Raw genomic sequence first — 12,080 nt, 5'->3', positions numbered from 1 at the left:
GGCAGAATTAGAGGCTCGCATTGCGGCGGAAACGCTCGATGTGACCATGCCAGGGCTGGGGTATCCACCGGGGCACGCCCATCCGCTCCAGCAAATGATGCAGCGCATCTTGGATATTTTTGTGGGACTGGGTTATCAGGTGGCGCAGGGGCCAGAAATCGAGACGGATTATTACAACTTTGCTGCCTTGAATTTTCTCCCAGACCACCCGGCGCGGGATATGCAGGACACCTACTATTTACCCGATGGCCGCTTGCTGCGCACCCATACGTCCACGGTGCAAATTCGTTACATGGAAGCCCACCAGCCCCCTGTGCGGATTGTGGTGCCTGGGCGCGTTTATCGACGGGATGCCGTGGATGCTACTCATTCAGCCATGTTTCACCAGATTGAGATTCTCGCTGTGGAACCGGGGTTGAAGTTCACCGACTTGAAAGGGACGCTGGTGACCTTTGTGCGGGCGTTGTTTGGGGAAGACGTGCCAGTGCGGTTTCGGGCCAGTTATTTCCCGTTTACCGAGCCATCGGCGGAAATGGATTTGCAGTGGCGGGGCCGGTGGTTGGAAGTGCTCGGCTGCGGCATGGTGCATCCCAATGTGCTGAAAGCCGTTGGCTATGACCCGGAGAAATACACCGGTTTTGCCGCCGGGCTGGGGATTGAACGGCTGGCAATGATCTTTCATGAAATTGACGACATCCGCCGCTTTTACACCAGTGACCTGCGGTTTTTGACCCAGTTTTAGTTGCTGACTACAATGGAGTGGACAGGGGGATATACACAACCATGCGCAAACAAGTCTGGGGTTGGCTCATCGGGTTGGCGGTCCTGGCGGGAGCGATGCCGGTGAGGGCCATCGTGCCCTATGTGCCGGAGTTGCGCTCGGAACAGTTAGAAGCGCAAGGCGTCGAATTGGCGCGGGAAGTAGGCATTTTGAGCGAAGTACAGGTCATCGAACCCAAACGGGCGATTGCCAATGCGCGGTTAGCGACACAATTAGCGCCGAATCGTTTTGAACCCTGGGTCATCCTGGCGCAACTGTATCTGCGGCAAGACGATGTGAAGATGGCAAGCAGCGCCCTTCAGGAAGCGCATAAACTAGCGCCCGATAACCCTGTCATTTTATTCACCTTGGGGTCGCTGGCGTTTCGCCAGGAAAACTATCCCCAGGCGATGCGGTATTTACAGGCGGGATTGGCCATTAAACCAGACCATGTGGAAGGGTTGTTTAATCTGGGCAATACGTTTTTGAAAATGAATCAGTATTCCCAGGCGATTGCCTACTATCAAAAGGCCATTGCCATTGATAAAAAATTCTGGCCGGCCATCAATAACATTGGGCTGGTGCAATTTGAAATGGGCGACCGGGAAGGGGCTAGGCGGAGCTGGCAAGCATCGGTAGCGATTGACCCCAAGGCAGCGGAACCGATTTTGGCCCTGGCGGTTTTGCACTACATACAGGGGCAAAAACAAAAGGCAATTCAGATGGCGGAACAAGCCTTTACCTTAGACCGGCGCTATGCAAAAGTACCTTTTTTGATTGAAAATCTGTGGGGGCCACGTTTAATTGCTGCCACCAAACCCTTGCTCGCTGAACCCCGTTTGAAACGGTTTATGGGGGAGTAAGAATGCTCAACTGACCTGCGCTGGTAGGCTTGTCATCTCTTGGGCCGCAAGGCAAAGCACCATTGTTGGTTCCTTGGAAAACGAAGTTTCCAATGACTTTTCGTCAGGCACTTGTACTCAAAAAATATCCGCCGGGTCTGCTGCCTGCAACCGCCGCACAGCCATCGCTCCCGCCACAAAACACATCACGACTGTCAACACCAAAACGGTTACGGCGCGATTTAGGGTCATGGCAATGGGTAAACGGGTCGCGACGCGGGTGAGCCAGTACAGACCTTCCGACACTAAAAAGCCGGGAATAAACCCTAAAACCGCTAGGATCATGGCCTCTTGAAACACTACTAATAGTAAATAACGGTCCGTATAACCCATGGCTTTCAAGGTGGCGTATTCGGCTAGATGGTCCGATACATCCGTGTAAAGAATTTGATACACCACGACAATCCCCACCACAAATCCCATCGCCGTCCCCACCCCGAAAATAAACCCGATTGCGGTGCCGCTAGCCCAATAGTGTCGCTCTAGTTCGGCAAATTCGTCGTGGGTTAGGATGCAGACGTCGTTGGCAAATTCCGGCGACGCTTTCGCTCCCTGACAGAGAAATTGCCCTGGCATCTTGAGCTGGGTATTGAGGAGGGCACGTAGCTTGGCCCGCACTTGCTCCACATCGCTGCCGGGTTTCAAACGAATCAAGCCCACATCAATTTGCGATGCCTGTCGCCCTGGAAATATACGCAAAAAGTTCAGATCACTGGTGATGACATTGCCATCGGCGGAGAAGGAAGCGCCCAGTTCAAATAACCCGCCGATGGTCACCCGCCGCCGGTTGATTTCCGCCTGCACCGGACGCCCCGCCTCAAAGGCCTTGACGATAAATTCGGTGCCAAATTCCTCTCGCGAAATCCGGTCGAACAACACCACATCTGGTTTGCGAATGTGGGCTAGATTCGCTTCCACGTCGGGAAAATCTAACACGGACACCGCCGGGTCAAACCCCAAAACCAAGATGGAACGGGTACAACTGGTGGCTTGGGGAGTTGGTGGGCACACGGGACTTTTCCAGGGCATCAATTCCACGTACAAAGGGGCGACGCTCTCGACTTCCGGCAAACTCAGGGCCTGGTACAATCGCCGCCGGGGAAACCGCTGCATGGCAAAAAACGCTTGAGACTGGGGATTGACCAGCACCAAATCGGCCCGCAATCGCCGATGCACCAGCACCGCCGCCTCAAACAACGCATCCTGAAACCCTAACTGCACAAACATCAATACATCGGCGAAGGTGATCCCCGCCAGCGCCACCAGCAACCGGATGCGCTCGCGCGATAACTGCAACCACGCCAGGGGAATCCCCATCGCTACAGCTCAATCCGCACGTTGACCACCATATTCGTTAGCCGTTGCACTTGGGGGGCCGCCGCTGGGTCTAGAGCAATTTTCACCTCCACCACCCGCGCATCGACATCGGCCACCGGGTCGGTATTCAAAACGTCTTTTTTGGCCACTTTCCACCCTACGTCGGTCACAGTGCCCCGCAGGGGTTGGGCTATCGCTGGGGTGGTCACCACCGCCCGCTGGCCAGGTCGGACTCGGGAAACGTCGGTTTCATAAACCTCCGCCACGACAAACATCCGGTCGGTGCGCCCCAGGTCCAAAATGCCGGCGCTGCCAATCGTTTCTCCCACGCGGGCATGGATTTTCAAAACCCGTCCAGCTACTGGCGCTCGGATCAAACTTAAATCCCATTCCACCCGGGCCAAGGCCAACCGCTGCCGGGCTTCCGCTAGCTGCGCCTGAGCCAGTTGCACGTCCACCGCCCGCACCTCCTGGAGACTGCGGAGCACCCCTTGGGCCTGCTGTAGCTGCTTTTGCAGGGTTTGCACCCGCAGGCGAAACCGGTCCAGGTCCGCAGCGGCAATCGCTCCCTCCTGAAACAGTTGCTGGTTGCGTCGCAGGTCGGTTTGCGCTAGTTGCAGTTCCGCCTCGAGCCGGGCAATTTCCGCCCGCTGCGCTTGGAGGTCTCCCGCTTTGGCGCCCGCAAGCACCTGCTGTAACCGGGCCTGGGCAATCGCCACCTGACTGGCCGCTAGTTGCATCTCTACCTGGCGCTTGCGCGTGGTGTCCAACGTCGCCAGCACCTGTCCCGCCTGCACCCTGTCCCCTTCCTTGACCCGCAATTCCGCCAGTCGCGCGCCCTCAATCGAACTGGGGGCCGACAGGGTGATCACCTCCCCCTCGGGTTGAATGCGCCCAAGGGCCGCCACCATGGGACGCGAGACCGGTGTCGTAGCAGCAGGGAGTTTCGAAGTGCGAGTCACCGCCCGCCGGTACTGCCCGTACCCCAGCACAAGCAGGACGCCAAGCGCGCCCACACCTACCAGCAGCGGCAACCGCTTGCCTTTGCCCGCCGTGACCTTGGCCGGAAACTTAACCGCCATTTCCCTAGGGAGACCCCTTTTCTTACCAAATCTTAATGAATTTTTTAACTGAGCAGGTCCGTCAATCGGCGGATGGCCTGGGGGTCGGGGGAGGTGCCCTCCCGGCACAGGTGGATGCCTCGCCAGCCAACCGCACGCGCGCCCAGCACATCAGCCTCCCAGCTATCGCCGATATGCCATAGGGGAGGAGACGGTTGCCCCTGTGCTCGCCAGGCTGCGTGAAAAATCGCTCCCGCCGGCTTGGCCGCTCCCACCTGACTGGAAATGGTCACGGTTGTGAGCCAGGGTTGCAAACCCAGGGCCGCCAGCACCTGGTACAGGCGACTGTCAAAATTGGAAATCACCCCCACCGGAATGCCCTGCGCTCGCCAGGCCTGCAACGCCGGCAATACATCGGGGTACACCTCCCAGGGGTCGGCGGTGGCAAAGGCAGCATAAACCTCTGGGAAAAAGGCGGCAAAGTCAGGAATATGCGCCAGCCCCCCCGCCAGGGCAAAGGTGCGTTCGGTCAGGCGATACCAGTAGTCGTACTCCGCCTGGGGAATGGCCTCCGGCGATAGGTCCGGAAAGGCCAGAGGAGGCGCCTGGGTAAAGGCCTGGAGAAATGCCTGCTGGAGCCGGTCCGGTGCCACCACTACCCCAATGCGAGCGGCGTACTCGCTGTAAATCTGCCCCACCGACCCTCGCACGCCAAATAGGGTGCCCACCGCATCCACAAAAATCGCCCCCGGTCGTTGCATCACGACTCTAGCCAGGGTTGAACCGTCGCCAGTGCCCGCAGTTTTTGATACTGGGGTTCGGTGACCGCTGGCGGCAGCCATGGACGGGGTGCAGGTGTACGGGGCGGGGAAGGGCTAGGGCGGCTCACCAAGCGTTCAAAATCGCCCGAGTAATGGGGATGCGGTCGCCCCTGACGCTGCCACAGGTTCAACACCTGCTCCACGGAGATGCTCTTGTAGCGCGCCTGGTAGAGGGTTTCCACGACCGCCGGGCGCAGCCATTCCACTGGGTAGGTTTTGGCCCAAGTTTCAACCCGCGCCGTCGCTTGCGCCTCATCAGCTTCGTAGCGGTAACGCACCAACAGCGGCACGACTTCGGCCACAGCTCGCGCAATCGCAGAAACCGGAGGAGGCGCCATAGCGTCGGACATGGTTCAGTGGTGGCAGTTTAACAGGCCCAACACCAAATGTCCATGCTTCGCCCTTTAGCGTAATATAGACACTTATGGCGCGGCTAGGGTTAGGGGTTTTAGGGGCACTGGCGCTGCTATTGGCGGGCGGGCCGGTCAGCGCCACCAACCTGTACACGGTGGTGGACGAATTCGGACAAAGCCGTTATCTGGTGCAACCGCAGCAGATTTTACAAGACCAGCCCTTGCCAGGGGGCACGGTGCGTTTTGACCCCCACGCGCTGCTGATTGTTTTGATCAACACCCGCCGGTATTTCCGAGAGTACGGGGACCAAGATGTCGTGGCGCAACGGCCTGGCCTGTTGGGGGCTTTGGGCATCTCGGTAGCCGACGTCACCCAGACCTTGGATTTTTTAATTGAGGTGCTGCTGGAGGACTTGACGCGGGGGCGCCCGCTGCGGTTACAAGACCCCGCCTTTTTGCGCCGGCACCTGCGCGCCTTGAGCTGGCGAGCCTACCGGCCAGACGGCGGCCTGTTCCCCCGCTTGCGCCTCACCCAGTACGCCGTGTTTCGCCAGCCGGGTTGCCGTCAACCGAGGGGGGCCTATCGCCACGCCCTATACCAAATCCGTGACGAGTGGGTGACGGATGCGTTCTACAGGCGCTATACGAAACAGGAGGTGCTGGCGGGGGCTTTGGCGCCCGGTCGTCCTGACGCCCACAAGGTGACCCCCCTGGCGTACCTGACCCGCGCGGGGCTGGAGGAGGCGCTCCTGCAGGGAACCGTCCTGGTGCAATTTCCCGACCGCACCACCGCCTATTTCAACGTGGACCGCCACAACGGCCTGCCCTTTGTGCCAGGGGTTCCGCCCTGGGAACAACAGCGCTACTGGTATTTCCGGGAAGTGGGCGCGATTCGGGGCTACGGCCACACCAGCGAGAGTAAGATTGAGATTCGCCCCGGGGTGACCTTGGCCGGCGACGTATGGAATGTGGGCCTTGGGCGCGTCGTGCTGCTGGAACGGGGGCCGAGGCAGTGGCTGCTGGGGGTGATTGCCGATACTGGGGGCGCTTTCTCGGCGAACTTGGCTCAGTTGGACCACCTGGCGGGGGTCTTTGCCAGCCGGCGCGAATTTTTTGCGTATAATCGCGGATGGCCGGCCTATACCACCGTGTATATCTTGGTGAGGAGAAAGGACCATGACCCGGATTGACCGTCATTACCGAAGCGGCGGTGGCGACAGCAGCAGGTGCGCCAGCCTACTTGGTACAGTTGGGGGCCACAGGGCAACCGGAGGCACACTATGCGCTGGTCGGCATGGGCACGTGGACCATTGGTCGCAGCGACCGGGCGGCCATTGTGTTGAGTAGTCCCTGGGTCTCACGGATGCACGCCCTCATCCAGCGGCTCGGGGAACAGGAATTCTACGTGATTGACTTAGGGAGTCGCAACGGCACGTTTGTCAACGGGCGGCGAGTGACGGTGCCGGTACGGTTACAGCACCGGGACGAGGTGACCTTTGGTCAGACCCGGATGCAATTTACCCATCATGCCTCGGCGCAGTTGACCCCTAACCCCGCCCTAGCGACGCCAGCGTGGGACCACCCAACGTCCGACATGAGGGTGCGGTGCCTGATGACGGTGGTGGTGATGGACCTGCGGGACTTTACCCCCCTGGTGCGGCAAATTCCCGAGTCGCTCCTGGCCCAAGTCGTGGGCACCTGGTTCCGGCAGGTGGGGGACATCGTGCAACGCTACGGTTCACAAGTGGACAAGTACATTGGGGATGCGGTCATGGCGGTCTGGTTCCACGCCCAGAACGAACCCCGCCCGGGGGATTGGTTGCGGATTTTACGAGCAGTCTGGGGCACCCACCGCGCCACCAGTAACCTGCATGTGCAGTACCCCTTGCCTTTCCCGTTGCGCTTAGGGACAGGGATCAACACGGGCTACGCGATGGTAGGCAACACCGGTACCGGTCATCGCCCCGAGTACACGGCGCTGGGGGATACGGTCAACGCGGCATTTCATCTGGAGGCGGTCACCAAATCCCTAGGGATGGATTTACTGGTCGGGGGGACCACCTATCACTACCTGGCCCAGGCTGACTTAGCTGATTGGCTGACACCGCAGCAGGTCCAACTCAAGCACCAGACCGAACCGGTGACGGTTTGGGGAAGTAGCTACGACCGCCTGCGCCGCTTTCTCTACGACTACGGCCTGGTGGAACCGCCCACCCGCAACCCGCTCATGGAAGCGCATGGGTTTGTGTAGGATAGAATCAATGGCACGGGGGCAAACGCATGGGTTGTGGGCGGAAGAGGGCCAGGCATGAGCGCTAAAGGGCAAGACCCCTGGATCGGTCGGCTACTGGCAAAACGCTATAAGTTGCAAGCCATCGTCGGGCGGGGCAGCATGGGTAAAGTGTACCAAGCCGCCGATACCGTCTTGGGGGGTGTGCCGGTGGCGGTGAAGTTCCTGTCCCAGACCTTGCTGGATGAAAAGAGCAAAGAGCGGTTTGCCAGCGAAGCCCGCGCCTGCGCCCTATTGGGGAACAAAAGCATCCACATCGTCCGGGTGATGGACTACGGGGTGGACGACGAAAGCGAGCTGCCCTTTTACGTGATGGAGTACCTCCAGGGGGAAAGCCTGCGGGAAATGATAGACGTCCAGCCCCTGTCACTGGAGCAATTTCTGCCTATTGCCCAACAGATTGCGCGGGGGTTGCAGGCGGCGCACCAGGGCATTGAAATAGATGGACAACTGTGGAGCGTTATCCACCGTGACATCAAGCCCAGCAACATTTTTGTGGTGCGAGACCCAGGGCTGGGGATGCTGGTGAAGATTCTGGATTTTGGGATCGCAAAGTTCATCAACGAGAACCCCGAGAGCAACCAGACGTCCCACTTTACCGGCACCCTGGCCTACTGTTCCCCGGAGCAACTGGAGGGCCGCAGCCTTGACCAGCGCTCCGACATCTACAGCTTTGGGGTGATGATGTTTGAGATGCTCACGGGTCAGGTGCCGATTCAAGCCCCCATCGAGTCCATTGGCGCCTGGTATCGCGCGCACCATCTCCAAGCGCCCCCGTCACTGCAATCCATTAACCCAAAACTGCCCAAGAACCCAGAACTGGAGCGCCTGATTCAGCACTGCTTGGCCAAAGACCCGAAAGACCGCCCAGCTCACATTGGGGAGGTGCTCCAGGCCCTGGACCGGATTGAGCAAAGTTTGCGTTCTCCTTTAGCGGCTGCACCCCTTGGCGATTACACCTACCATCCCCAGGTTTCTACGGGACCGAGCCTGGAGCGGGCCGCCAACGTCTGGGAACTGTTAAGTTGGCCCCCCGACAAACCCATTCAAAAAATCGTCTTTCCCAAGCGTATCCCGGTGGGTTCCTCCTATATCCCCAGTCTTTGGGCAATGTTGCCCCAGGCGGAGATCAACCAGCGGGTGCTCAATCGCTGTTACAACCAGTTCATCTTCACGCCGGCGCCCCACCCGATGGTGCTGTGGATTACAGCCCTGTACCAGGTGAACCAGGAACCCCGCTGGCTGCCCTGTTACCTGGACCTGTGCCGCCCAGAAGGTCAAGAGATTTGCCGGTGCCTGGCGGAAATTGGGCACTATTACCTGCTGCTGTTCAGCCTAGAGGAGCCGGGGAAATTCCGTCATCGCCTAGAGGTCTCCATCGCCACCGCCCAGCGTCCTCTGTTGCAGGAATGGGCTGACCAAGGGCAACTATCACGCCTGGCCCCTGTACCTGAGCTGAGCAAAGAGTTACTGCGCCGGGAGTACGAACGGCTCAAGCCCCAGATTCTCGCCCGCCTGTCCCAGCAAGTGCAGTTGTCCTAGGTGCCTTGGAACAACCAGGCGCACCCAGCAATTGCCAACGCCACGCCCAGCCAAGCCCGCCAACTGACTCGCTCACCCCATCCCCAGGCCAACAGCAGGGCAAAGAGAGGACTGGTGCTGCTCAACGTCTGGGCAATCCCCGCCGGCGCCCACTTCAGGGCTGTCTGTTGCAACCAAATCCCGGCGTAGGTACTCAGAAAAGCAGTGCCTGCAATACTGAGCAGCCAGGTTGGTTGTTTGCGGATTGCCCACCAGCCCCGCGCACACACGGGTCGCCGCACCCCCAGGCTCAGGACAGCAACGCCCGCCGCCAGCCGAATGGTGGTACTCCACAAGGGAGTAACGGGAGAAGCAGACAACGCCCAGCGGGATAGCACCACACCTGTGGCCTGGGACAGGGAAAACACAAGTCCCCAGGCCAACCCCGGCCAGAAGTGGAACTTTTCCCGCACGCTCACGGGGCGTTCGGTGACCACCAGGGCCACTCCCGTCACTGTCAGACCGACTCCTAGCAACTGCACTGGGCGTACACTTTCCCCCAAGGTCACCCAGGCCAGCAGCGTCACCAGCACTGGCGACAAGGTATCCATCAGCAAAGTCCGCTGCACCCCCAGCGTATTCAGCGCCGCAAAAAACGCCGTGTCTCCGATGCCGATGCCCAAAATGCCACTCAGCGCCAAACCCAGCCAGGTTTCGCCGCTCACCACTGGCCAAGATTCCCGGCGCACCGCTAGCGTCAGGACAAACATCCCCAAAGCCGTCACGCCCTTAAGCCAGTTCAACAGCAAAGGCGCGAACAGCGTACCCCAACCGGCGTACATCCGCGACGTCGCCGCCCACAAAAACGCCGCCGCTAGGGCCGCCCACTCACCATGCCAAAGCACCGCCAACCCCCCGTCTCTACCTAACCCAATTGTAAACAATTGTAAAGATTACCCTTTGCGTCGCCTTTACAGCTAAGCCGCTTTAGTTTGAGAGAACCAAGGACGGAGCTGTGCCTTGCGAATCAGAAGATGACAAACCTAGGGAGTAGTGCTATTTAAGTAATGATGCATTATAGTGGTAGATGAAGTTGAATATAATGCCGATGTGATTTTCTAGGTTTTTAGAAAAAGACAGAGTTCTCCGAGTCAAGCGACTCACTCGCTGTCGAAGTGTGTTGTTGAAGTGCCCAATCAAGGACGTCCTACCACTCCCTTTGCCACTGGCTGGGTGTTGAGATTGCGGAATTACCTTCCGATTCGCCAAATAAGCGGTACCCTCTTCCGTAACTTTTTTGCCGTCTCTACACTTCTATAGCTAAAAACATTTAGTCTGACGTAGAATAAGGCTGATAGGTTACGGAGTGATGTCTATGCCTTACAACACAGACTTAGGTCAGAAAGCTATTGAAGCGGTCTTGGGGAGTGCAACACTCGTCGAAGTGAGATATCGCACGTTACAACGTTGGCTCAAACAATGGTCTAAAACCGGTGATTGCTTACCAAAAGGGGCATAGTCATAAATTTCGCAAGTTTGTCGAAGCAAATTCCAGTCTGACCCAGAAGGAAATAGCAGCTAGTATGACGATTCGTAGGGCGCTTAAAAGACGAGCAAGAGCGGCAAGCATATCTCGAGAAAATGAAGGATGTGAAGTCGGAAGAAGTCGTTTACATAGACCAATCCGGCATTGACCAGCGAGCAGTTTATGAGTATGGCTGGGGTAATTATGGCAAGAAGGCGGGTGGGATATGATGGGTGGTGATTATCTCGGGAGATTCATCGAGCCATTAACCTGGATAGGGAGCTTTAGCTTGGTTGACGGAGTGGTTATTACCAGCGATTGGTTCTGGCAAAAAGATAGTGATGGACAGGCGGCGGTTAGGCAAGTGATGGAAGCGGCTGGGTGTGAGTTATTCACCCGATTTGAATCCAAGCGAACAGGTGTGGTATCGGATTAAGCAAAAGGTGCGTAAGCTACAGGTGAGTGCAATCGAGAATCTGCAATCTTTGGTCAATGAAACTATCCGTAGCTTATGTCAAGTTTTGTGATTTTAGCTATAGCAATCTAGGGTGAACGCCCGCTCTGAGGAGTGGCATGCCCGATAGGCGCAGAACCAGGTTCATCGTCGCCCGCACATCCCCTTCACAATACTCCTTAATTTTTGGCAAGTTTCTCTCCCGCCAGTACAGTTGAAACATCTGGCTGCCATCCATATCAGCCTTGGGGCTTGGGATGTTGAATAAACGCGCCAAAAGCGCCAAGCTCGTATGATTTTTCATTTCGCCAAACCTCCACAACTCCATCGTATCCACGTGGGGGATTTCCCAGGGTTTTTTGCCGTAGTTATTGAGTTGTCTAGGAAGGGGAAGGATGCCATGGATCAACATCCGGCGGGCCAGTACTGGGCAATCAAATTCCTTGATATTATGCCCGCATAGGGTGTAATCCTGGGTGCGCGGCTGGCTGAGCAATTGCTGGGTTTTCAGTAAAACATCTTTTTCATCGAATTCGCAGAAAGATTGGAGATGGGCTAGCGGTTGGTCGTCCACCCAGCGAATATACCCGAACGCCACGCACACGACCCGGTTGAATTCGGAAAAGAATGCCGCTTTTTCCACATAGGCGCTCGCAACATCAAATTCCGCCTGTGGCCCCACTTTGTAATACTGCCTGGCTTTCTTCTCCCAAAACAACTGCATTTCTTCATCCAGTTCGGCAAATTCCGCCTTGGCTGGTGCGGTTTCGATATCCAAGAACAAAAATTTTTCGATCTGCTGCCGGGTGAACATGGCGCGGGCCTCCCTGGAACACTTCCCACCCAATCTACCCTGTCGCTGCACCTGTTGCCTAGGCGACATAGCTATAGACGTTCTGTCAACTTATGAGAATCACCATTCTCAAAAAGTTATTGCTAACCACCCCTAAAGGACCCCCCTGCTAAAACGCCCAGTAAGGCGGTTCAATGCTAGTGGTCTATACGATTACATCCCCCATGAAAATTTCATCAGATTGACCGCTGTAAGCCTTTAGAAGCCACTGGCCAACAAGTGC

Annotated in this window: 12 protein-coding genes and 1 pseudogene; 6 read left to right on the top strand and 7 right to left on the bottom strand. The window is 57.5% G+C overall.

Going from position 1 to position 12,080, the window contains the following annotated elements:
- On the top strand, positions 1-742 hold a 742-nt coding region (gene pheS, locus NZ705_04910; GenBank protein MCS7292300.1), incomplete at its 5' end, for a phenylalanine--tRNA ligase subunit alpha.
- 41 nt (positions 743-783) lie between these two features.
- Entirely contained in the window at positions 784-1,623 is an 840-nt protein-coding gene (locus NZ705_04905; protein MCS7292299.1) for a tetratricopeptide repeat protein, read from the top strand.
- Positions 1,624-1,740: 117 nt separating this feature from the next.
- On the opposite strand, the gene NZ705_04900 is transcribed toward NZ705_04905, so the two are convergent.
- From NZ705_04900 to NZ705_04885, 4 genes are read right to left on the bottom strand one after another with little or no spacing between them, the layout of a single operon-like run.
- Positions 1,741-2,979, bottom strand: a complete 1,239-nt coding sequence (locus NZ705_04900) for an ABC transporter permease (GenBank protein ID MCS7292298.1) — start codon at positions 2,977-2,979, stop codon at positions 1,741-1,743.
- 2 nt (positions 2,980-2,981) lie between these two features.
- On the bottom strand, positions 2,982-4,061 hold the full coding sequence (locus NZ705_04895; GenBank protein ID MCS7292297.1) for an ABC exporter membrane fusion protein: 1,080 nt from the start codon (positions 4,059-4,061) through the stop codon (positions 2,982-2,984).
- Positions 4,062-4,105: 44 nt separating this feature from the next.
- On the bottom strand, positions 4,106-4,801 hold the full coding sequence (locus tag NZ705_04890) for an HAD-IA family hydrolase (GenBank protein MCS7292296.1): 696 nt from the start codon (positions 4,799-4,801) through the stop codon (positions 4,106-4,108).
- On the bottom strand, positions 4,801-5,199 hold the full coding sequence (locus tag NZ705_04885; protein MCS7292295.1) for a hypothetical protein: 399 nt from the start codon (positions 5,197-5,199) through the stop codon (positions 4,801-4,803). The genes NZ705_04890 and NZ705_04885 overlap by 1 nt, the downstream gene beginning before the upstream one ends.
- 86 nt (positions 5,200-5,285) lie before the next feature.
- On the opposite strand from NZ705_04885, the gene NZ705_04880 reads away from it, so the two are divergent.
- Genes NZ705_04880 through NZ705_04870 form a run of 3 tightly spaced genes read left to right on the top strand, consistent with a single transcriptional unit; the run spans position 5,286 to position 9,046 of the window.
- Positions 5,286-6,404, top strand: coding sequence for a hypothetical protein (locus tag NZ705_04880; GenBank protein ID MCS7292294.1), 1,119 nt, complete (start codon positions 5,286-5,288; stop codon positions 6,402-6,404).
- The gene (locus tag NZ705_04875; GenBank protein ID MCS7292293.1) at positions 6,401-7,465 is read left to right on the top strand and encodes an adenylate/guanylate cyclase domain-containing protein; all 1,065 of its coding nucleotides are present in this window, start codon (positions 6,401-6,403) and stop codon (positions 7,463-7,465) included. The genes NZ705_04880 and NZ705_04875 overlap by 4 nt, the downstream gene beginning before the upstream one ends.
- Positions 7,466-7,522: 57 nt before the next feature.
- Positions 7,523-9,046, top strand: a complete 1,524-nt coding sequence (locus NZ705_04870; GenBank protein MCS7292292.1) for a serine/threonine protein kinase — start codon at positions 7,523-7,525, stop codon at positions 9,044-9,046.
- On the opposite strand, the gene NZ705_04865 is transcribed toward NZ705_04870, so the two are convergent.
- On the bottom strand, positions 9,043-9,930 hold the full coding sequence (locus NZ705_04865) for an EamA family transporter (GenBank protein MCS7292291.1): 888 nt from the start codon (positions 9,928-9,930) through the stop codon (positions 9,043-9,045). The two genes, NZ705_04870 and NZ705_04865, sit on opposite strands and share 4 nt — an antisense overlap.
- A gap of 151 nt (positions 9,931-10,081) precedes the next feature.
- Positions 10,082-10,282, bottom strand: a pseudogene (locus NZ705_04860) (IS1 family transposase).
- A 384-nt stretch (positions 10,283-10,666) separates the two neighbouring features.
- Here NZ705_04860 and NZ705_04855 point away from each other — a divergent pair.
- Complete coding sequence (locus NZ705_04855) at positions 10,667-10,780, top strand: transposase (GenBank protein ID MCS7292290.1); 114 nt, start codon at positions 10,667-10,669, stop codon at positions 10,778-10,780.
- 303 nt (positions 10,781-11,083) lie between these two features.
- Here the strand turns inward: NZ705_04855 and NZ705_04850 are convergent, their stop codons facing one another.
- Complete coding sequence (locus tag NZ705_04850) at positions 11,084-11,818, bottom strand: ribonuclease H-like domain-containing protein (protein ID MCS7292289.1); 735 nt, start codon at positions 11,816-11,818, stop codon at positions 11,084-11,086.
- Positions 11,819-12,080: the final 262 nt, after the last annotated feature.

The organism is Gloeomargarita sp. SKYB120, assembly GCA_025062155.1.
Lineage (GTDB): Bacteria > Cyanobacteriota > Cyanobacteriia > Gloeomargaritales > Gloeomargaritaceae > Gloeomargarita.
The sequence above is the reverse complement of the archived record's forward strand: the minus strand, read 5'-3'. Positions and strand labels throughout refer to the sequence as shown.

What these genes read in the sequence shown, in the direction of transcription:
- NZ705_04850 (MCS7292289.1), bottom strand. Translation starts at nt 11,818, where the DNA reads ATGTTCACCCGGCAGCAGATCGAAAAATTTTTGTTCTTGGATATCGAA.
- NZ705_04890 (MCS7292296.1), bottom strand. Translation starts at nt 4,801, where the DNA reads ATGCAACGACCGGGGGCGATTTTTGTGGATGCGGTGGGCACCCTATTT.
- NZ705_04885 (MCS7292295.1), bottom strand. Translation starts at nt 5,199, where the DNA reads ATGGCGCCTCCTCCGGTTTCTGCGATTGCGCGAGCTGTGGCCGAAGTC.
- NZ705_04900 (MCS7292298.1), bottom strand. Translation starts at nt 2,979, where the DNA reads ATGGGGATTCCCCTGGCGTGGTTGCAGTTATCGCGCGAGCGCATCCGG.
- NZ705_04880 (MCS7292294.1), top strand. Translation starts at nt 5,286, where the DNA reads ATGGCGCGGCTAGGGTTAGGGGTTTTAGGGGCACTGGCGCTGCTATTG.
- NZ705_04855 (MCS7292290.1), top strand. Translation starts at nt 10,667, where the DNA reads ATGAAGGATGTGAAGTCGGAAGAAGTCGTTTACATAGACCAATCCGGC.
- NZ705_04870 (MCS7292292.1), top strand. Translation starts at nt 7,523, where the DNA reads ATGAGCGCTAAAGGGCAAGACCCCTGGATCGGTCGGCTACTGGCAAAA.
- NZ705_04895 (MCS7292297.1), bottom strand. Translation starts at nt 4,061, where the DNA reads ATGGCGGTTAAGTTTCCGGCCAAGGTCACGGCGGGCAAAGGCAAGCGG.
- NZ705_04905 (MCS7292299.1), top strand. Translation starts at nt 784, where the DNA reads ATGCGCAAACAAGTCTGGGGTTGGCTCATCGGGTTGGCGGTCCTGGCG.